This is a genomic window from Streptomyces sp. NBC_00454, assembly GCF_041434015.1.
Lineage (GTDB): Bacteria > Actinomycetota > Actinomycetes > Streptomycetales > Streptomycetaceae > Streptomyces.
This window is the reverse complement of the sequence record NZ_CP107907.1, coordinates 7019840-7039301: the sequence shown is the minus strand read 5'-3', so window position 1 is coordinate 7039301 and position 19462 is coordinate 7019840. Positions and strand designations below refer to the sequence as shown.

General features: G+C 71.4%; 20 protein-coding genes. 14 read left to right on the top strand and 6 right to left on the bottom strand.

Annotation, left to right across the window (positions count from 1 at the left end; all coding sequences use genetic code 11):
* Positions 1-20 precede the first annotated feature (20 nt).
* Both OHU74_RS32125 and OHU74_RS32120 read left to right on the top strand, forming a co-directional pair.
* Positions 21-518, top strand: a complete 498-nt coding sequence (locus tag OHU74_RS32125) for a hypothetical protein (protein WP_371619139.1) — start codon at positions 21-23, stop codon at positions 516-518.
* Between the two features lie 191 nt (positions 519-709).
* Positions 710-1342, top strand: coding sequence for a hypothetical protein (locus OHU74_RS32120; protein ID WP_371619138.1), 633 nt, complete (start codon positions 710-712; stop codon positions 1340-1342).
* A gap of 28 nt (positions 1343-1370) precedes the next feature.
* Here the strand turns inward: OHU74_RS32120 and OHU74_RS32115 are convergent, their stop codons facing one another.
* The 5 genes from OHU74_RS32115 to OHU74_RS32095 all read right to left on the bottom strand — a co-directional run bounded on the left by OHU74_RS32115 (position 1371) and on the right by OHU74_RS32095 (position 5314).
* On the bottom strand, positions 1371-1730 hold the full coding sequence (locus OHU74_RS32115; RefSeq protein WP_371619137.1) for an NTP pyrophosphohydrolase: 360 nt from the start codon (positions 1728-1730) through the stop codon (positions 1371-1373).
* 77 nt (positions 1731-1807) lie between these two features.
* Positions 1808-2851 (bottom strand): AAA family ATPase, encoded by a 1044-nt coding sequence (locus OHU74_RS32110; RefSeq protein ID WP_371619136.1) that lies wholly within the window; start codon positions 2849-2851, stop codon positions 1808-1810.
* Between the two features lie 5 nt (positions 2852-2856).
* Positions 2857-4065 (bottom strand): RNA ligase, encoded by a 1209-nt coding sequence (locus tag OHU74_RS32105; RefSeq protein WP_371619135.1) that lies wholly within the window; start codon positions 4063-4065, stop codon positions 2857-2859.
* A 62-nt stretch (positions 4066-4127) separates the two neighbouring features.
* On the bottom strand, positions 4128-4850 hold the full coding sequence (locus tag OHU74_RS32100; protein ID WP_371619134.1) for an epimerase: 723 nt from the start codon (positions 4848-4850) through the stop codon (positions 4128-4130).
* 29 nt (positions 4851-4879) lie between these two features.
* Positions 4880-5314, bottom strand: coding sequence for a VOC family protein (locus OHU74_RS32095; protein ID WP_371619133.1), 435 nt, complete (start codon positions 5312-5314; stop codon positions 4880-4882).
* A gap of 142 nt (positions 5315-5456) precedes the next feature.
* Here OHU74_RS32095 and OHU74_RS32090 point away from each other — a divergent pair, with 142 nt between their 5' ends.
* Positions 5457-6161 (top strand): YoaK family protein, encoded by a 705-nt coding sequence (locus OHU74_RS32090; protein ID WP_371619132.1) that lies wholly within the window; start codon positions 5457-5459, stop codon positions 6159-6161.
* 37 nt (positions 6162-6198) lie between these two features.
* On the opposite strand, the gene OHU74_RS32085 is transcribed toward OHU74_RS32090, so the two are convergent.
* On the bottom strand, positions 6199-7164 hold the full coding sequence (locus OHU74_RS32085; RefSeq protein WP_371619131.1) for a tellurite resistance/C4-dicarboxylate transporter family protein: 966 nt from the start codon (positions 7162-7164) through the stop codon (positions 6199-6201).
* 432 nt (positions 7165-7596) lie between these two features.
* Between OHU74_RS32085 and OHU74_RS32080 the strand changes: the two genes are divergently transcribed.
* The 11 genes from OHU74_RS32080 to OHU74_RS32030 all read left to right on the top strand — a co-directional run bounded on the left by OHU74_RS32080 (position 7597) and on the right by OHU74_RS32030 (position 19433).
* Complete coding sequence (locus OHU74_RS32080) at positions 7597-8616, top strand: urea transporter (RefSeq protein WP_371619130.1); 1020 nt, start codon at positions 7597-7599, stop codon at positions 8614-8616.
* A gap of 133 nt (positions 8617-8749) precedes the next feature.
* Positions 8750-9055 carry an urease subunit gamma gene (locus OHU74_RS32075; protein WP_330299901.1) on the top strand — a complete coding sequence of 102 codons (306 nt, stop codon included), beginning with the start codon at positions 8750-8752 and terminating at the stop codon, positions 9053-9055.
* Between the two features lie 3 nt (positions 9056-9058).
* Positions 9059-9916, top strand: coding sequence for a sirohydrochlorin chelatase (locus OHU74_RS32070; protein ID WP_371619129.1), 858 nt, complete (start codon positions 9059-9061; stop codon positions 9914-9916).
* A gap of 23 nt (positions 9917-9939) precedes the next feature.
* Positions 9940-10437: an urease subunit beta gene (locus tag OHU74_RS32065; protein ID WP_371619128.1), complete on the top strand. Its 498-nt coding sequence runs from the start codon at positions 9940-9942 to the stop codon at positions 10435-10437.
* Positions 10438-12162 (top strand): urease subunit alpha, encoded by a 1725-nt coding sequence (gene ureC / locus OHU74_RS32060; RefSeq protein ID WP_371619127.1) that lies wholly within the window; start codon positions 10438-10440, stop codon positions 12160-12162. It abuts the gene before it with no gap.
* Positions 12159-12911, top strand: coding sequence for an urease accessory protein UreF (locus OHU74_RS32055; protein ID WP_371619126.1), 753 nt, complete (start codon positions 12159-12161; stop codon positions 12909-12911). The genes ureC and OHU74_RS32055 overlap by 4 nt, the downstream gene beginning before the upstream one ends.
* A 43-nt stretch (positions 12912-12954) precedes the next feature.
* Entirely contained in the window at positions 12955-13578 is a 624-nt protein-coding gene (gene ureG, locus OHU74_RS32050; RefSeq protein WP_371619125.1) for an urease accessory protein UreG, read from the top strand.
* Positions 13575-14558 (top strand): urease accessory protein UreD, encoded by a 984-nt coding sequence (locus OHU74_RS32045; RefSeq protein WP_371619124.1) that lies wholly within the window; start codon positions 13575-13577, stop codon positions 14556-14558. Before ureG ends, OHU74_RS32045 begins: the two co-directional genes overlap by 4 nt.
* An 84-nt stretch (positions 14559-14642) precedes the next feature.
* Entirely contained in the window at positions 14643-16004 is a 1362-nt protein-coding gene (locus OHU74_RS32040; RefSeq protein WP_371619123.1) for an ammonium transporter, read from the top strand.
* Positions 16001-17368 carry an ammonium transporter gene (locus OHU74_RS32035; RefSeq protein ID WP_371619122.1) on the top strand — a complete coding sequence of 456 codons (1368 nt, stop codon included), beginning with the start codon at positions 16001-16003 and terminating at the stop codon, positions 17366-17368. The genes OHU74_RS32040 and OHU74_RS32035 overlap by 4 nt, the downstream gene beginning before the upstream one ends.
* Before the next feature lie 109 nt (positions 17369-17477).
* Positions 17478-19433: an APC family permease gene (locus OHU74_RS32030; RefSeq protein ID WP_371619121.1), complete on the top strand. Its 1956-nt coding sequence runs from the start codon at positions 17478-17480 to the stop codon at positions 19431-19433.
* Positions 19434-19462: the final 29 nt, after the last annotated feature.

The following is a 19462-nucleotide window of genomic DNA, read 5'->3' as shown; positions in this document are numbered from 1 at the left end:
CTTCTCGGAGGAGCCGGCTCATGCTGAAGCCCACCAGGACCATCCTCGCCCTCGCCGCCGGAAGCCTGGTGCTCGGCCTGGTAGGGGCGGGTGCCGCCGTCGCGGACCAGGACCCGCGGCCCGACAACCCGGGCCAGGAGAACGTCATGGACGACGATGACCAGGGCTCCGACGGCCTCACCGACCCCGACACGTACCCGGAGCGCAAGCACGCCCGGGGCATCGTCATCTCGCGCGGCCCGCTGACCCTGCGCAGCAGGCCGACCACCCACTCGCACAAGGTGGGCCGGGCGCACCCGCACCAGAAGCTCTCCATCGAGTGCAAGAAGCACGGCGAGCGCGTCGACGGCAACAACCTCTGGTACCTGCTGGACGACGAGGACAAGAAGGACCACATGAACCGCATGAACGGCGGCGGCATGATGGCGATGCCCCAGGCCGCCAAGGAGCGCCAGGACCACTGGGTCTCGGCGCGCTACGTCAAGAACCTCACCGAAGTGAAGTACTGCCGCTCGTAGCCGCACCGGCTGTGACCTGCGCCCCCGCGGACCCGGACCTGTGCAATCCCATTGGCCATCCGGGCCGCGGGGCAGGTAGACAGGCTCTGTCCCCGCAGGCAGCCGGCATGCGGGCAGAGCGAAGGACAGACACGGTGCCCCGTAGCGGACGACCCGGACGACCCAAGCATCCCGCCACCCTGGCGACGGCCGTGGCAGCCGTAGCGGCCGTAGCCGTTCTCGGCGGTTGCTCCTCGGGCGGCGCCACGACGGACCGGGCCGCGGCCTCTGCGAGCGGCTCCCCCACCCCGTCGGCGCCCGCCTCGCCCTCCGCGGCCTCCTCGGCCTCCGCCTCCTCGCAGGCCCCGTCCAGCGGGCAGAGCCCGCAGTCGGACCGGAGCTGGCCGGACGGCTTCACGGTGATCCAGAAGTGGAAGGACCAGCCCCGCGGTGTCGGCGCGCCCGACGCGGAGGCGGTCCACTCGAAGTCCGTCGGCCTGCTCAACGACACCGAGACCCGCTACGGTTCCGAGAAGGGCTCCAAGTGCTGGCCCGAGCGGCCGACTTCGCTGACCCCGCTCTGCGCCGGGAACGCGGCCAAGGCCGCCGAGACCGCGAAGACCTCCCTGTCGTGGATCTCCCACGAGGACCCGCGCACCTTCACCACCCTGCGCGCGAACGCCGGCAAGGTCACCAAGGCGGCTGAGTCCTACAAGGCCCACGCGTGCGAGAGCGCCCCCGCCGCTCAGGCCGAGCGTGACGCCTGCTGGGAGGCCGGCTGGACCATCGCCCAGGCCTACCCGCTGCTGCGCGACGGATTCAACGCCGCCCTCCAGGCCCGCTGACCCACCGGGGCGGCATCCCCCAACACCCCTACGCCCCCTGCGCGTCCGGGCGCACGGCCCGCGGTCCCACGCACCGCGCGCCGTGCGCCCGTACCCGCTCGCGCAGTTCCCGGTCCGCCGTCACCACCACGCACCCGCCGCGCTCCGCGCAGGCCCGGGCCAGCTCCACGATCCGGTCGTCGCCGCTCCCGGGCGCCGGGTCCACCCGTACTCCGGGAACGGACTCGACGCCGCGGGCGGCGCCTTCGACGACGAGGACGATCTCCTCCCCCTCGTCCCGCCCGGCCAGCAGGTCGCGCAGCCGCTCGGCGGCGCCGCGCCGGTCACGCCACCAGCCGTCCGGCACGGACCCGACGACGTTCGCACCATCCACGATCAACACGGTCACCACCCCAGTATGGGCAGGTGGGACCCGGTCGGGCCGGACGGCCGACGTCCGCGTTCCGAAGCCGTGGCACAGCGGCACTAGAAATCGCCGTAGTTGACCTGCCAGGTCGCCAGCCCCATGCGGCGCCAGATCGCCACCACCCGGTCGCGGTCGTCCAGGGAGACCCTGATGGCGTACCGGCCGCGTACGTGCTCGTTGAAGAGCTCCGCCTTCACGATGTCGTCGCGGCGCGTGTCCCCGGCCGGGCGCATCCACAGTTCGTCGTACGGGACTTCGTGCTCCCGGAGCCAGGCCTCGGTCGGCTCCCGGTGCTCCTCGCCCCGGCCGGACAGCAGCACGATGACGTCGCCGTCGGCGCGCCGGAAGGAGTCGAGGGCGTCGCGCACCGGCACGTTCAGCGCGTCGATGCCGCAGCGCGAGAAATCGTACGGGTTGCGGTCTCCGGTCAGCGCGAGCGTGCCGTCGATGTCGCACATCACCGCCGTGGGCAGTGCCGGGTCGGCCACGTACGGGGTCACATCCGGCTGGTCGTTCAGCCACTCCGCGGTGAGCCGCCAGCCGCCCCTGCGGGCCTTCGCGTGCTTGTCGGCGAGTATCCGGATGATCTCCTCGCCCACCTGGCGCTCCCGCGCGGCGTCGCGGCGCAGGCACTCCTCCAGGGGCACGTCGGTGAAATCGTGCACGACGAAGGTGGCCCGTCCCGCCACGGCCGCCTTCAGCCGCTTGGGGATGTGCGAGGTCAGGTGCGTGTTGTCGACGACCACGTCGAAGCCGCCCTCGACGGCCGCGCCGACGGCCGCGTCCTGGATGTCCAGCACCGTCTGCTCGTGCTTGTACGAGCGCTCGCGCCCCGGGTCCGGCACGTCGAGCATGCTGCGCAGGTCGTCGAGGTTGACGCGGCGCATCCGGCCGCCGGACCGCTCCTGGAGGGCGCGCGCGGCGGTGGTCTTGCCGGAGGCCGGCAGCCCCGTCATGACGTGCACCACCGGCAGTGCGGGGGTCGGGGCCTCGGACTCGGACACGGCTACGGCCTCAGCCACGGCCTCGATCTCGATCTCGGACTTGGTCTCGGACTCGGACTTGGTCTCGGACTCGGACTTGGTCTCGGGTGCTGCGGACACGGGGGTCAGTTCTCCTCGTCGTTCGTGAAGGGGTCGGCGGTCTCGGGCCGCACCTGACGCCAGGTGACCAGTTCGGTCGTCCTGCCGTCCAGGCGCTGGAACAGCGCGCCGCGGATCGCGCCGTCGCGGATCCCCTGGGTGGCGCGCGCGAACGCGCCCCGGTCGCCGGCCAGGTGGGCGAGCGAGGCGTACGCCTCGTCGATGGCGCGCTCGCGCGCCCCGGCCTCCTCCTCAAGGCGTTCGATCACCGAGCGCACCCAGTGGTCGAACTCGTCCGGCACCTGCTCCAGCAGCGCGTCGAGCGGCTTGCCGCCCGAGGCCTCGATCTCGGCGACGGTGCAGTTCAGCCCCTGGGCCACCTGCTTGACGGGCAGTCCGGCGAACCGCTGGATGCCGTGTTCCCGCCAGATGTCCCGCTCGGTCACCCCGGTGAGCACCTTGTGGAGCCGTACGTACTCGGCGATCTTGGCCTTGGCGCGGACGCCCGAGGCGAAGCGCAGCACGAAGCCCTCGGCGTCGGTACCGGTCGCGTTCCCGCCGTCCGGCAGGGTGTTGGAGGCGGTCAGCGCGAGCAGTTCGTCGAGCGGCATGGCGGGCCACACGGTGACGACGGAGCCGATCCCCTCCCAGTGTGCGGCGGCCTCGGCGAGCGGCACCTCGGCGCCGGCCGCTGCGTACGCTGCGAGCAGCACGAGGTCGCGGCGGTCGCCGTAGTCCACGACGATCCGGTTCTGCGGGTACAGGATCTCGGCGAGGTACGTGGTCCCCGGCACCAGGCCGGAGGTGTCGCGCCGGTCGAGGCGGCGCTGTGCCCAGACGGCCTGGGTGCTGGTGAAGGAACCCCTGGACGCGGCCCGCCACTGGCCCGCGTAGTGGAAGACCACGCCGAGACTGCCGTCGACCTTGTCGTACACCTCGAACGGCTCGTCCGGCAGGGCGGGCGCGTACGGCTGCCCTGCCTCGTGCTCGCCCACGTTGAAGAACTTGGGCAGCGGCAGCGCGACGACCGCGCCGGTGACGTCGTCGGCGACGAGACCGCGACAGCGCGTGGTGACCTCGTTCCAGACCCGCTCGTACTGGGCGGTCCGGGTGTAGGTGTAGAGCGACAGCGGCAGCTCGGGGTGCGTTTTGCGCAGCACGTATCCGGCGTCGATGGCCTCGGTCAGCGCCTGTGTGGGCATCAGGTCGTGCAGAGTCAGGCGGTCCTGGCTCATGGGGTTCCTCCCGGTTCGAGATGCCTCATTCTCAGGGGCGGGAGGCTCTGACCGGAACCGAATTACCGCTGGTCCGGGGCATCCCCGCCGAGCCGGTTGATGTCCCGGGGCCGCAGGATGCGCTGGGTGCCCGCGTCCCCCGGCGCGGCCGCCGCCACGTTGATCATGGCGCGCCCCAGCGCCCGGGTGGTGGTGACCAGGTCGGGTGCGAAGCGCCGCAGCACCGGGAAGAGGGGCGCGGTGACGGCGTACGCGGCACGGTAGAGCGGGGTCTTGGAGGGCACGCCGCGGTCGGGCTGCACGATCCCGGGGCGGAACATGTAGGCCTCGAAGTCGAGTTTCAGCAGGTCGTTCTCGGTCCTGCCCTTGACCCGGGCCCACATGGAGCGGCCGCTCTCGGTGCTGTCGGTGCCCTCGCCGGAGACGTAGGCGAAGGTGAGCCGGGGGTTGGCGGCGGCGAGGGGGCGGGCGGCCGCGAGCGTCAGATCGTGGGTGATCCGCCGGTACTCGTCCTCCTTCATGCGGAAGGAGGAGATCCCGAGGCAGAAGAAGCACGCGTCGTACGAGGCCAGGTCGATGCCGGCATCCGACAGCCCGGCATCCGACAGGCCACTGTCCGACAGGTCGGTCGGGTCCGCCCGGACGAGCTCGCGCAGCTTGGGGTGGGTGACGGTGAGGGGGGTGCGGCCGATGGCCAGGACGCTTTCCACGGAGTCGTCCCGCAGGCATTCGCGCAGCACACCCCGGCCGATCATTCCGGTCGCGCCGAAGAGGATGACGTTCACGGGCCCACCCTATGCGGGGGCCGCACGGCTCAGTGGGAGACGCAGAGCTCGTTGCCCTCGGGGTCGGAGAGGGTGGTCCAGGCGAAGGGGCCCTGGCGGCCGTCGTGCAGGTGCTTGGCCCCCTTGGCGATGAGCCGTTCGACCACGGCCTCGGGGTCGTCCTCGCCGGTGCGGACGTCGAGGTGGACCCGGTTCTTGACGGTCTTGGGCTCCTCGATCAGCTGGAAGAGGACGCGGGGCGCCCGTTCCAGGCCCTCGGGGTGGCGGATCCCCTGGCCCGCCTTCCATACGAGGACGCCCCGATGGGTGGTGGTGTCCTCCTCGCTCGCGTGCCCGGCGGCGATCAGGCCCCGGATGAACTCCTCGTCGCTGGGCTCGACTTCCCATCCCAGGGCCTCGGCCCACCAGTCGGCGAGGGCGTGCGGGGTAGCGGAGTCGACGGTCACCTGAAACGTGTAGGCCATGCCGGGACCCTACTGAGGGGCCTGCGGCTGCGCCACCGCAACCTCCGTCGCCCCGAGTCGGTGGGACCGTCGCGCGCCCGCGATCACTATCGTTTGGCGGGCCGAAGTCTCTCTCGGCCCGAGCAGCAGAGGGGCGGACCCCATGAGCTCCACCGCACGGCGCGGGATCCTGCGGCCGCTGGCCGATGCGCTGTTCCCTCCGGGACCGGACGGGGAGCGCCCGTACGGGGTGCTGCCGCCGCTGCTGATCGTCCTCACCTTCGTCAGCGGGGTCGTGGACGCGGTGAGTTATCTGGGGCTCGGCCATGTCTTCGTCGCCAATATGACGGGCAACGTCGTCTTCCTCGGCTTCGCGCTCGCCGGGGACCGGTCCCTGTCCGCCCCCGACTCCCTGCTGGCCCTCGGCGCGTTCCTGACCGGGGCGCTGGCCGCCGGCCGGCTGCGACGGACCACCGGGGCGGCCGGGATGTTCGCTCCGCTGGTGGCGGTCCAGGCCGTCCTGGTGGGCGGGGCGCTCGCGGTGACGGTGGCCGGCGGCGGCGCCCCGCCCGTCATCGCCCTGCTCGCGCTCGGCATGGGCCTGCAGAACGCCGTGGTGCACCGGCTGGCCGTGCCCGATCTGACCACCACAGTCGTGACGCGGGCCCTGACCGGGCTGGCGGCCGACCCCTGGGGACCCGCGCCGCTACGCCGCCTCGTGACGGTCGCCGTGCTGCTGCTCGGAGCCCTCGCCGGAGGCCTGCTGGTGCTGCGCCACGGAGCGCAGTGGGCGCTGACCCTGGCCGTGGGCCTGCTGGTCTGGGTGGTCCTGGCCCTGGGATGGGACGGCCGCGGGCGGCGCCCGTAGGTCGCCCAAGCGCTTTCGACACCCGGGCCGCTCTTCCTCAGGAGCGCGGTGGTCCCGTCGGCGGGCGGCGCGCCGCGATCAGGGTCGCGATCAGGGCCACGAGGGTCAGCACCCACGCGCCCACCGCGACCCAGAGCAGCAACTCGCCCAGCGGGCGCAGCCATTGCACGTCGGTCGGTCGCGCCGCGGAGAGGCAGGCCGTCGCGGTCATGCCGAGCGGGAAGACGCTCGACCAGCGCCGGATGTCGTAGCGCGGGCGCGGCCGGAACACCTCTGCGGCGAGGAGTACGGCGTACCAGGCCAGGGAGAGGCCGAGCGCCACCAGGGTCGCGGTACGCAGCCCCGTGTGCACCCGGCCCGTCCACAGGGGTGACGCGGTGAGCCCGGCTCCGGCGAGTGCGGTGATGGACAGGGCTCCGCCGGCCACCCAGTGGTCGCCCGCGCCGGACACCACCTCGCGGAAGTCGAAGCGCAGCAGTGCCTCCGCGTAGAGCAGGAGCCCCAGGCAGAAGGCGGCCAGCGCCGCCCGGCCGAGCCAGTCGCGGCCGGTGGCTCCGGCCAGGGTGCCCGCGAGGACGGCGAGCCCCTGGGTGGCCACGCAGACGAGGAACGCCGCCCCGGGCATCCGTCGCCCCCAGTGCCGCAGGACGGCGAGGAGCAGCCCCGGCCAGAGCGCCGCCGCCAGGGCCAGCAGGGCCGCGGCCACGGCCTGCCATCCGAGGAGGGAGAGCCGGGCCCCGAGCACGGTCGTGGCGGCGACGGCGGTGAGGGCGGCCGGGGTGTCGGCCTCGGCGCGAAAGCGCCGCCGGTCACCCACCAGCCGGGCGGTGAAGTCGGCCGCGAGGACCAGCCAGAGCGCTGCGGAGACGGCCAGCGCGGCGAGCGACAGCGCGCCGCGGCCGATGAGGTGCAGGCCGGCCGAAATGATCCCGGCGGCCATGACGGCGGCCCCGGCGGCCGGTGACAGCTCGGCCCACCAGCGGGCGCCCACGCAGACTCGCACCCGCCCAGCGGACACCGCCCGGCCGGGCTCCGCCGGTGAGGCGCGCCACGGGGACCCCGGCGATGACCCTTCCGGGCCCGGCCCGAGCCTGCGGAGGGGGCCGCTCCGGCGCCCGCGTATTGCGATATTCCGATACCCGGATCGCATTCCAGGCCTCACGGAACAGGAAATCCGAGCCCTTGTTGCAATCGATACCTAATAAGGCGAATAACATGAAAGTCGGACCTCCGCAACCGTTCGCGCTTTCGACCGTCCGACACCTCCGCGAGCCTCCGGACCCGGTCCGCACCCGGTCCATACCCGGTCCACACCCGGCCGCGAACGGACCCCGACACCCCCACCTCCAGGTGGGATTGTCCCGATTTACCGGTACTGTCACTGTGTGGCCGGTCACATCCGCCTCATCCGGTTCCGGCTGCCCAGTCGCGGCGCATGCCGATTCCCGGGCCCCTGCGGGCCCTCTCTTTTTGCGCATTGGAGACGGAAATGCAGGCCGTGGCAACGGAGCCCGCACGACAGGCTCCCGCTCAACCCGCAAGCTTTGTCCAGGAAGTCCTGCGGGGCGTCGCCCAGGTCGATTTCATGCCGAATGCGATCACGGGCATCTTCTTCCTCGCCGCCCTCGCCGCCGCCGGCTGGCAGTACGCCCTTTACGGACTCCTCGGCGCCGTCGTCGGTACCGCCACCGCCTACGCCTTCGGCATCGACCGCGAGATCGTCTCGGCCGGACTGCGCGGCTTCAACGGCACCCTCGTCTCACTCGGCTTCGCCGTCTTCCTCGGCGCGGAACACCTGTCCACCCTGCTGCTCGCGATCGGCGGCAGCATCACCGTCGTGGTCGTCACCTCGGCGCTCGCCACGATCCTCGGCACCTGGAACATCCCCACGTTCACGGCGCCCTTCTGCATCATCGCGAGCGTGATGACCATCGCGGCGCCCAGCTTCTCCCGGGTGTGGCACACGGGCCCCGACCTCGCTGCCCTGCCCAAGTCCGCCAACGAGACCACCACGCTGGACTGGGAACAGCTCTGGCACGGGTTCTTCGCCAACGTAGGCCAGATCTTCTTCATGCCGCAGTGGTACGTCGGCCTGATCTTCCTGGCCGGCATCTTCGTGGCCAGCCGGCTCGCCGGGGTCATGGCCTGCGTCGGCAGCATCACCGCCATCTTCATCGCGTGGGCGATGGGTTCGCCCGCCGAAGGGGTGTCCGAGGGGCTGATGGGCTACAGCAGCGTGCTCGTCGCGATGGCCCTCTGCGGAGTCTTCATCGTCCGCTCGAACTGGAGCTTCGGATTCGCCGTCCTCGGCGCCGCGGCGGCGACCGGGCTGACCTCGGCGATGACAGCCTTCTTCGCCCCGTTCGGCGGCCACACCTTCACCTGGCCGTTCGTCCTGACCACGCTCGTCTTCGTCGCGGCCGTCCCGCAGATCCCCCGGCTGCGACGGACCTGAGAAGTCCGGAGCGCCAGGGCCTCCGGGGACGGCTGGCCCGCCGCCCGCCTGCCCCGCCCCGTATCGCCACGCCCCGCCCCGAACCCGAGTCGCGTGCATCCGAACCAGCTCGAGAGCCGAAAGTGAGTGACCGATGAATCTCGCCCCCCGTGAGATGGACAAGCTCTGGATCTACGTCGTGGCCGATCTGGCCCGCAAGCGGCGCGACCGGGGCGTCAAGCTCAACTACAGCGAGGCCTGCGCCCTGATCAGCGAGGGCATCCTCGAAGGGGCCCGCGACGGCAGGACCGTCGCCGAATGCATGGAGCTCGGCAAGCAGATCGTCTCCGGCACCGATGTCATGCCCGGCGTACGGGAGATGCTGCCGCTGCTCCAGGTCGAGGCCGCCTTCGTCGACGGCACCAAGCTCGTCTCCTGCCACGACCCCGTGGGCGCCTGATCCATGGCCGCCGCAGTCGCACCCGAACGGCCGGGCAGGGCCCCGGAGTCGGCGGCCACGGTGATCCTGGCCGGCGGCCACGAAGGCGCGGCCGCGGCCGGGGCCGTGAGCGCTGGCCGGCCGCTGGCCGAAGCCGTGCGCCGGGCGCTCGCCGCCTCGCCCGAGCCGGTCTGCGTGGTCCCGATGACGCTGGGGCGCGACCCCGGGCTGATCGCCGACTGCGCCCGCGCGCTGCGCTGGCTGGGCCGTGACGAGGGCCGCGGGCGGCTCGTGCTGGCCCCGCCGTTCGCCACGGTGGACCATCTGACCGCGTGGCTGCGTACCGCCGCCCTCAAGGCGGTGCGCGAGGCGCCCGAAACCTCCGCCGTCCTGGTCACGGCGCCCGCCGCCGGGCCCTTCGAGGACGCCGACCTCTTCCGGGTGGCCCGGCTGGTGCGCCAGTACGGGCACCACCGCTGGGTGGAGGTCGCCTTCGACGGCGGTGACCCGGACCTCGCTGAGGGCGTGGAGCGGTGCCGCCGCCTGGGCGCCGGTCACGTCGCCCTGATCCGCGCCGCGTTCGCCGCTCCCGCCGAGATGCCGGCCGGGGTCCTGGACACCGGCCCCCTGCTGTCGGAAGCAGCGCTCGCCCAGGTGGTACGGGCCCGGGTGCAGGAGGCCCTGCACCGGCTGGCCCACGGGCAGGACGGCATCACCGAGGGGCTGGACGCCGAGCACGGCCACGGGTACGCGCACGCCCACGGCCCGGGCGGCGACCACGGGCACCCGCACGGCGGGGACCAGGGGCACGAACACGGCCACGCGCACGGGCCCGGGCATCCGCACGGGCCCGGCCACACACACGGCCACTCCCACCACTGATCCGAGGGAAGGGAAGTACCACCATGTCCGGTGGCGCCAAATACCTCTACGGAGAAGGCTCCGTAGAGATCAACGCCGGCCGCCGCAAGGCCAAGGTCACCGTCTCCAACACGGGCGACCGCGCGGTCCAGGTCGGCTCGCACTACCACTTCTTCGAGGCCAACCGGGCCCTGGACTTCGACCGCAACGCCGCCTACGGCATGCACCTCGACCTCCCCGCCGGTACCGGCGTGCGCTTCGAGCCGGGCGACACCCGCGAGGTCGAGCTCACCGCGTACAGCGGACACGGCCGGCTGATCGGCTTCAGCTCCCTCGTAGACGGCGGCCTCGGCTCCACCGACACCCGCATCCGCGCCCTGCGCCGGGCGGTCGAACTCGGCTTCAAGGGCGCCCGGATCGAGGACGTCCACACCGAGACGGCGCCCCGCGCCGCCGGTGCCGGGGACGGCGCCAAGGCCGGAAGCGGCGCCAAGAGCGAGGACGGCAAGAAGAGCAAGTCCCACAAGAAGGGCGACAAGTAGATGGCTGTCCTGAGCCGCAAGCAGTACACCGACCTGTTCGGGCCGACCGTCGGCGACCGCTTCCACCTCGCGGACACCAACCTGGTCGTCGAGGTCGAGAAGGACCACAACGAGGGCCACTACGGCGACGAGGCCGTGTACGGCGGCGGCAAGGGCATCCGCGACGGCATGGCCCAGGACCCGCAGGCCACCAACGCGCAGGGCGCCCTCGACCTGGTCATCACCAACGTCGTCGTCATGGACGCGATCCTGGGCGTGGTCAAGGGCGACCTCGGCATCAAGGACGGGTTCATCGCGGGTCTCGGCAAGGCCGGCAACCCGCACACCCAGTCCGGGGTCCACCCCAAGCTGGTCATCGGCCCCGGCACCGAGGTGATCTCGGGCGAGCACCTGATCGCCACGGCCGGGGGCATCGACACCCACATCCACTTCATCGCCCCGCAGCAGGCCGAGCACGGCCTGTCCAACGGCATCACCACCCTCATCGGCGGCGGCACCGGCCCCTCCGACGGCACCAACGGCACGACCTGCACCCCGGGTCCGTGGAACATCGGCCGCATGTACCAGGCGGTCGAGGACATGCCGGTCAACGTCGGTCTGCTGGGCAAGGGCAACGGCTCGCTGCCGGACGCCCTGATCGAGCAGATCGAGGCGGGCGTCTGCGGTCTGAAGGTGCACGAGGACTGGGGCACGACCCCGGCCGCCCTGAGCAAGGCCCTGGACGTCGCCGACGACTACGACGTCCAGGTCGCGGTGCACACCGACACCCTCAACGAGTCCGGTTTCTTCGAGGACACCCGCTCGGCCATCGACGGGCGCACCATCCACACCTTCCACACCGAGGGCGCGGGCGGCGGCCACGCCCCCGACATCATGCGGGTGGCCGGAGAGCCCAACGTCCTGCCGTCCTCCACCAATCCGACGCTTCCGTACACCGTGAACTCGGTGGACGAGCTCCTCGACATGGTGATGGTCTGCCACCACCTGTCGCACGACATCCCGGAGGACGTCTCCTTCGCGGACTCCCGCGTGCGCGCCGAGACGATCGCCGCCGAGACGGTGCTGCACGACGAGGGCGTCATCTCGATCTTCTCCTCCGACTCGCAGGCCATGGGCCGCATCGGGGAGTCCTGGACCCGCGCCTTCCAGACCGCGCACCACTGCAAGGACCAGCGCGGCAAGCTCGACGGGGACACCGAGCGCAACGACAACTTCCGGGTGCTGCGCTACCTGGCCAAGATGACGATCAACCCGGCGATCGCCTCGGGCACGGCCGATTACATCGGCTCCCTGGAGGCGGGCAAGCTCGCCGACATCGTGCTGTGGCCGATCAACTCCTTCGCCGCCAAGCCGAAGATGGTCATCAAGGGCGGCCTGATCAACTGGGCGCTGATGGGCGACCCGAACGCCTCGCTGCCGACCCCGCAGCCCGTCTACTACCGGCCGATGTTCGGCGCGTACGGCAAGGCCCGGCAGGCCACCCGCGTCTCCTTCATGTCCCAGGCCGCGATCGACCTGGGCGTACCGCAGAAGCTGGGCCTGGACAGCAAGGTCCTGCCGGTCCGGCACTGCCGGACGGTCGGCAAGCAGCACATGGTCCGCAACGACGCGCTGCCCCGGATCACGGTGGACCCCGAGACGTACAAGGTCAGCCTGGACGGGGTGCCGGCCACCATCGAGCCGGCCCGCGAACTGCCGCTGAACCACCTGTTCTACCTGGCATGAGCATCACCGTGGACTCCCCGGGCGCAGCGGCTTCCTCGGGCAACGCGGCCTCCCCCGCCGCCACGCCGGTGCAGGCCCTGCTGGTCAGCCTCCAGCTGACCGACTCGGCCTTCCCCAGCGGCTTCTACACGCTCTCGCACGGCCTCGAGGGCTACGCCCAGGCCAAGGCCGTGACCCCCGAGGGCGTGCCGGAGCTGCTGGCCGACCTGCTGCGGCACTCGGTGGGGCCCTCCGACGCCACCGCGCTGGCGCTGGCCCACCGGGCCGCGCTGGCCCGTGACTGGGACGCCCTCGCCGAGACGGACCAGCGGCTGAACGCGACCAAGCTGAACGAGGGCCTGCGCCGCGCCGCCACCCGTACCGGCCGACAGCTGCTGGACCTGGCCCGGGAGTGCGTCGGCGGCGAGCCGCTGGAGCAGTACGCGGCGCTCGTCGCCGCCAAGCGGGCCCCCGGCTCACAGGCCGTGGCCGCCGGGGTCGCCTACGCGGCCGCCGGTGTCCCGGCCGAACAGGCGGTGGTGAGCGATCTGTTCGCGTACTCCGCCAGTTTCACCGGGGCGGCGCTGCGGCTGCGGCTCACGGACCACCGCAGGGCCCAGGTGGTCCTGCGGTCCATCGCGCCCGTCATCGAGGAGGTATCGGGCGCCGCACTGCGGCGCGAACTCGCCGATCTCGGCGGGTGCGTTCCGATGGCGGACGTGATGTCGGGCCGTCACGAGCGGGCCGAGGCCCGGCTGTTCGCCACCTGATCCCTGTTATCCGGATGTCTCTTCAGAAGGTATGTGACTTGTGATGAACGTGGACAATGTCCTGCGCGTCGGCATCGGCGGCCCCGTCGGCTCCGGGAAGACGGCTCTGATCGAGGCCCTGGTTCCGGTGCTCATCGAGCGCGGCCACCGGCCCGCCGTGATCACGAACGACATCTACACGCAGGAGGACGCCCATCACGTGCGCCGCACCCTTGCCGGGGTGCTCGATCCCGAGCGGGTCGTGGGCGTGGAGACCGGAGCCTGCCCGCACACCGCCGTGCGCGACGACCCGACGATGAACCTCGCCGCGGGCGCCGAGATGCTGGAGCGCTTCCCCGATGTCGACACCCTGCTCTACGAGTCCGGCGGCGACAACCTCACCCTGACCTTCAGCCCGGTCCTCGTCGACATGTTCCTCTTCGTCCTGGACACCGCGGAGGGAGAGAAGATGCCCCGCAAGCGCGGGCCGGGCATCACCGAGTCCGACATGCTGGTGATCAACAAGATCGACATCGCCCAGTACGTGCGCGCCGACATCCGCGTGATGGAGCGCGACGCGCACCACGTGCGCGAAGGGCGCCCCGTCGCCCTGACCAACTGCCTCACCGGAGAGGGCCTGGAGGAGATCGCGAACTTCATCGAGTCCTTCCGCCGGGTACCGGCGTGAGCATCGTGGCGGCCGCGCCCGAAGCGCCGGTCCCGCCCGGTGCGCCGGTCCCGCCCGCACGGCTGGACCCGGCGCACTACGAGCCCCCGCGCGTCCCCCTGGAGGTGCTCCGGCACGCTTCGGTGCCGGACACCCTGGGCGTGGGGCGACCGGGGAAGGTCGGCCTGCTGGAGCTCGGCTTCGAGCGGGCCGGCGGGCGGACGGAGCTGGTGCGGCACTACCAGAAGTCCCCGCTGCAGATCATCCGGCCGCTCTACTTCGACCCGCACCGCCCCGACCTGCCGATCACCTTCCTGATGTCCACCGGCGGCGGGATCATCCAGGCCGACCGGCTCCGCACCGACCTGGTCTTCGGCCCGGGCACCTCGGGGCACGTCACCACCCAGGCGGCCACCAAGGTCTACCGGATGGAGCACGACTACGCCGTCGCGCAGACCTTCCTGACCGCCGGGCCGGAGGCGTACGTCGAGTACCTGCCGGATCCGGTCATCCCCTACGTCGACTCGCGCTTCTACCAGCGCACGATCGTCACCGCCCACCCCACGGCCACCGTGCTGGCGAGCGAGACGGTGCTGTCCGGCCGGCTCGCGCGCGGGGAGCGCAACGCCTACGAGGTCTTCGCCTCGGACTTCGAAGTACGCAGGCCGGGCGGCGAGTTGGTCGCGCTGGACACCGTACGCCTGGAGCCCGGGGGGTCCGGGGTGGACGGTCCCGCCGTGCTGGCCGGGCACTGCGTGATGGCCTGCTTCTTCGCGGTCAGCCCGCTCGCCCCCGCCCGGGAGCTCGCCGACCTGCTGCACGCGACGCTGGCGGGCCGCGGACTCCCCTACGGGGTCAGCGTGTTGCCGCAGGAGTGCGGGGCCTGGGTGCGGGTGCTCGGCGAGCACACCGAGGCGGTGACCCTGGCGCTGGTCGCCGCCTGGGACGCGGTGCGGCGGCGCCTGATCGGCGTACCGGCTCCGGACCTGCGCAAGACCTAGGCCGAAAGAGACCCCCCAGCCCGAAAGGGACGACCCAACCCCGCTCCACCTCCTGCCCGTTCACGATCAAAGAGAGCTCCGCCCATGCCCAGTGGCTACGACACGGGTAATACCGCCTGGATGATGGCGAGCACCGCCATGGTGCTGCTGATGACTCCCGGCCTCGCCTTCTTCTACGGAGGCATGGTCAAGACCAAGCACGTGCTGGTGATGCTCAAGATGAGCTTCGCCTGCCTGTCGCTGGTGACGATCCTGTGGCTCGCGGTCGGTTACAGCCTCGCGTTCGGCAAGGACTCCGGCGGCGGCCTGATCGGCAATCTCGACCACGCCTTCTTCCAGGGCATCGGGATGGACTCGCTGCACGGCTCCATCCCGACGGTGATCTTCGCCTGCTTCCAGATGTCGTTCGCGATCATCACGGTGGCGCTGATCAGCGGCTCGATCGCCGGCCGGGCCACCATGAAGGGCTGGCTGGTCTTCGTCGTCGCGTGGACGATGCTGGTCTACGTGCCCACCGCGCACTGGGTGTTCGCCCCCGACGGCTGGATCCAGCAGTCCCTGGGCGCGCTCGACTACGCCGGCGGCCTGCCCGTCGAGCTCAGCTCGGGCGCTTCGGGGCTCGCGGTCGCCATCGTGCTGCGCAAGCGCCGGGACTTCGAGCGCGAAACGATCCGCCCGCACAACCTGCCGCTGGTGGTCATCGGTCTGGCCCTGCTGTGGTTCGGCTGGTTCGGCTTCAACGCGGGCTCCGCGCTCCAGGTCGCGGGCAGCGCCCCGACCACCTTCTTCAACACCCAACTCGCGGCGGCGGGCGCGATGATCGGCTGGCCGATCATCGAGAAGTGGCGCCTGGGGCACGTGGAGATGCTGGGCGTGGCATCGGCGGCGGTCGCGGGCATGGTGGCGATCACCCCGGCCTGCGGTGAGGTCTCCCCGCTGGGCGCGCTGATCATCGGTTTCATCGCCGGTGTGGTCTGCTGCTTCGCCATCAACCTGAAGTTCAAGATCGGCGTCGACGACACCCTCGACGTGGTCGGCGTGCACGGCTGGGGCGGCATCGTCGGCGTCCTGTCCATCGGCTTCTTCGCGACGGCCGCGATGAGCGGCAAGAAGGGCCTCTTCTACGGGGGCGGCCTCGATCAGCTGTGGCGCCAGGCGGTGGCCATCCTGGCGGTGGGCACCTTCGCCTTCGTCATGACCTGGCTCATCGCCCGGGCGATCGACGGGGCCGTCGGCTTCCGCACCTCCGAGGAGTACGAGAACGTACCCGGCCGCGAGGAGGAGGTCGCCTACGACAACGAGACCCTCGAGCAGATCCGCGACCGGATGGACGAGTCCGGTGACGCGTCCAAGGAGCACGCGGTGGTGGGCGCCGACGAGCGTCAGGACGCCGCGCTGCTGGCCGAGATCCTCTCCGTGCTGGACCGAAGGGAGCGTGACAAGTGATCACCCTGACCGCTGCCGCCGTCGCGGACTCCGGCGATGCCTCGTGGCTGATGATGGCTTCGGCCCTGGTGCTGCTGATGGCCCCCGGCGTGGCCTTCTTCTACGGCGGCATGGTCCGCACCGGCCAGATCATCGCCATGCTGAAGATGATCTTCTTCTGCGTCGTGATCGTCACCGTCCTCTGGTACGCCATCGGCTACTCGCTGGCCTTCGGCCCCGACGCCGGCGGGCTAGGCGTCATCGGCACCCTGGACCACGCCTTCCTGCGCGGGATCGACGCCTCCTCGGTGTCCGGCACCGTGCCCACCGTCACCTTCGTGGTCTTCCACATGTCCTTCGCGATCGTCACCGTGGCCCTGATCGCCGGTTCCATCGCGGGCCGCGCGAGCATGGGCGGCTGGATCGCCTTCGTGGTCGCGTGGACCCTGCTGGTCTACATCCCCATGGCGCACTGGGTCTTCGACCCGGAAGGCTGGGTCGCCGAGCAGCTCGGCGCCGTGGACTTCTCGGGCGGCACGGTCGTGGAGATCGGCTCGGGAGCGGCCGGGCTCGCCCTCGCGATCGTCGCGGGCAAGCGGGCGGACTTCGATCGCCAGGGCATCCGGCCGCACAACCTGCCGCTCGTCGTCATCGGCCTGTCGCTGATGTGGTTCGGCTGGTTCGGCTTCAACACCGGCTCCTCGCTGGGGATCCCGGGCGGGGCCGCGATGGCCTTCCTCAACAGCCAGCTCGCGGCGGGCGCGGCGATGGCCGGCTGGGCGGTCACCAGTTGGTGGCGCACCCGGCGGGTCGGCCTCCTCGACATGTGCATGGGCGCCGTCACGGGCCTGGTCGCCACCACCCCGCTGGCGGGCGGGGTGAGCCCGGTGTGGGCCACCGTCATCGGCTTCCTCGCGGGCCTGACCTGTGCGTTCGCGATCAGCTGGAAGTACCGGCTCGGCGTGGACGACACCCTGGACGTCGTGGGCATCCACGGCTGGGGCGGCATCGTCGGCATGGTGATGGCGGGGCTGTGCGCGACCGGCACGCTCACGGGCCACAAGGGCCTGTTCTACGGCGGCTCGTGGGACCTGCTCGGCAAGCAGCTCACCGCCACCGTGGTGCTGGGCCTGTTCTCGTTCGCGATGACCGCGCTGATCGGCAAGGTCATCGAGGCCACCATCGGCCTGCGCCAGCCCGGCGGACTGGTCGAGAAGGAACAGGCCTACGCCGAGGTCCTCTCCGACCACCTCAAGCAGCTCTCGGCCGACGACAGCCGCGCGACCGGGACGAGCGAGGAGCCGGAGAGCGCCTCCGCCCTGGTGGCCCGGCTGCGCGAGGTCCTGCTGACGGGTCGGGAGAACGGCGGTGACCAGGGGCGTTAAGAGCGCGTCAGGATCGGAACCCGCGCGTGAAAATCCTGTCAGGTTCCGTACGCTCGGTGCTCGGTCGTACTGATGGCCGAAAATCGAGTTGTACGACAGGAGCACCACGATGGCCTCCGCCACCGCCACCCCGACCACGCGCCTGCGTGCCTGGCTGCTGGACGGTCTCACCGACCGCCCGAAGCACCACGCCGGCGGGGACGGCCCGCAGGCGACGGAAACCGGGCCCGAGGGCCGGCCGTGGTGGCGGGTGATGTGCCTGACGGGTCTCGACTACTTCTCCACCCTCGGCTATCAGCCGGGCATCGCGGCGCTGGCGGCCGGCCTGCTGTCGCCCCTGGCGACGATCGTGCTCGTCGTCCTGACCCTGTTCGGCGCGCTGCCGGTGTACCGGCGGGTGGCCGAGGAGAGCCCGCACGGCGAGGGCTCGATCGCGATGCTGGAGCGGCTGCTGTCGTTCTGGAAGGGCAAGCTGTTCGTCCTGACCCTGCTCGGGTTCGCGGCGACCGACTTCCTCATCACCATCACGCTCTCGGCGGCCGACGCCACCGCGCACCTGGTGGAGAACCCGCACCTGACGAGTGTGCTCAGCGGTCACCAGATGGTCATCACCCTCATCATGATCGCCCTGCTGGGCGCGGTGTTCCTCAAGGGGTTCAGCGAGGCCATCGGCGTCGCCGTGGTCCTGGTCATCGCCTACCTGTCGCTGAACGTCGTGGTCATCGGGAACGGGCTGTGGCAGGTGCTCAGCGAGCCGCACGTCATCGGGGACTGGACCGAGGCGCTCACCGCCCAGCACGGCAACCCGGTCATGATGGTCGCCATCGCGCTCCTGGTCTTCCCCAAGCTCGCCCTCGGCATGTCCGGCTTCGAGACGGGCGTGGCCGTCATGCCGCACGTCCAGGGCGACGCGGGAGACACCCCCGCCGAGCCCGCCGGGCGGATCCGCGACACGAAGCGCATGCTGACCACGGCCGCCGTGATCATGAGCGTCTTCCTCATCACCAGCAGCTTCGTCACCACCCTGCTCATCCCGGCCGATCAGTTCAAGCCGGGCGGCGATGCCAACGGGCGCGCCCTGGCCTACCTCGCCCACGAGAACCTGGGCTCGGCCTTCGGCACGGTCTACGACGTCTCGACCATCCTCATCCTGTGGTTCGCGGGATCCTCCGCGATGGCCGGCCTGCTGAACCTGATGCCGCGCTACCTGCCCCGCTACGGCATGGCCCCGCACTGGGCCCGCGCCCTGCGCCCGATGGTCATCGTCTTCACCCTCGTGGCCTTCCTCGTCACCTGGATCTTCGACGCCGACGTCGACGCCCAGGGCGGCGCGTACGCCACCGGCGTCCTCGTCCTCTTCACCTCCGCCGGCGTGGCCGTGACCATCGCCGCCCGCCGTGCGGGGCAGCGCGGCTGGACCATCGGCTTCGGCGTGATCTCCGTGGTGCTGCTCTACACGACCGCGGTCAATGTCGTGGAGCGGCCGGACGGCGTGAAGATCGGCGCCTGCTTCATCGCCGGCATCATGGCCCTGTCCCTGCTGTCGCGCCTCGCCCGGGTCTTCGAGCTGCGCGTCACCCACGTGGAGCTGGACGACATGGCGGAGCGGTTCGTCCGCGACACCGCCAACCGCACGATCCGGTTCATCGCCAACGACCCGGGCAAGCGGGACAAGGCCGAGTACCGCGACAAGGTCGAGCAGATCCGGACCGACAACGACATCCCGGCCGGCGACGACCTGCTGTTCGTCGAGGTCACCGTCCTGGACCCGTCCGAGTTCGAATCGGGCCTGAAGGTGCGGGGCGAGGTGCTCCACGACCGCTACCGGGTCCTGACGCTGGAGAGCTCCACCGTGCCCAACGCGCTCGCGGCCCTCCTGCTCCACGTGCGCGACAGCACCGGGCAGCGCCCGCACATCTACTTCGAGTGGACCGAGGGCAACCCGATGGCCAACTTCCTGCGCTTCTTCCTCTTCGGTCAGGGCGAAGTCGCCCCCGTCACCCGCGAGGTCATCCGCGAGGCCGAACCGGACCGGGCCCGCCGCCCCCACGTCCACGCCGGCTGATCCACGGCGACCTACTACAGTGATGCGGA

Excerpts from the sequence above, each read along its gene's own strand:
- OHU74_RS32095 (WP_371619133.1), bottom strand. The coding sequence starts at position 5,314 with ATGGCCTACACGTTTCAGGTGACCGTCGACTCCGCTACCCCGCACGCC.
- OHU74_RS32080 (WP_371619130.1), top strand. The coding sequence starts at position 7,597 with ATGCCGATTCCCGGGCCCCTGCGGGCCCTCTCTTTTTGCGCATTGGAG.
- OHU74_RS32030 (WP_371619121.1), top strand. The coding sequence starts at position 17,478 with ATGGCCTCCGCCACCGCCACCCCGACCACGCGCCTGCGTGCCTGGCTG.
- OHU74_RS32040 (WP_371619123.1), top strand. The coding sequence starts at position 14,643 with ATGCCCAGTGGCTACGACACGGGTAATACCGCCTGGATGATGGCGAGC.
- OHU74_RS32070 (WP_371619129.1), top strand. The coding sequence starts at position 9,059 with ATGGCCGCCGCAGTCGCACCCGAACGGCCGGGCAGGGCCCCGGAGTCG.
- OHU74_RS32055 (WP_371619126.1), top strand. The coding sequence starts at position 12,159 with ATGAGCATCACCGTGGACTCCCCGGGCGCAGCGGCTTCCTCGGGCAAC.
- OHU74_RS32090 (WP_371619132.1), top strand. The coding sequence starts at position 5,457 with ATGAGCTCCACCGCACGGCGCGGGATCCTGCGGCCGCTGGCCGATGCG.
- ureG (WP_371619125.1), top strand. The coding sequence starts at position 12,955 with ATGAACGTGGACAATGTCCTGCGCGTCGGCATCGGCGGCCCCGTCGGC.
- OHU74_RS32125 (WP_371619139.1), top strand. The coding sequence starts at position 21 with ATGCTGAAGCCCACCAGGACCATCCTCGCCCTCGCCGCCGGAAGCCTG.
- ureC (WP_371619127.1), top strand. The coding sequence starts at position 10,438 with ATGGCTGTCCTGAGCCGCAAGCAGTACACCGACCTGTTCGGGCCGACC.
- OHU74_RS32065 (WP_371619128.1), top strand. The coding sequence starts at position 9,940 with ATGTCCGGTGGCGCCAAATACCTCTACGGAGAAGGCTCCGTAGAGATC.
- OHU74_RS32075 (WP_330299901.1), top strand. The coding sequence starts at position 8,750 with ATGAATCTCGCCCCCCGTGAGATGGACAAGCTCTGGATCTACGTCGTG.
- OHU74_RS32105 (WP_371619135.1), bottom strand. The coding sequence starts at position 4,065 with ATGAGCCAGGACCGCCTGACTCTGCACGACCTGATGCCCACACAGGCG.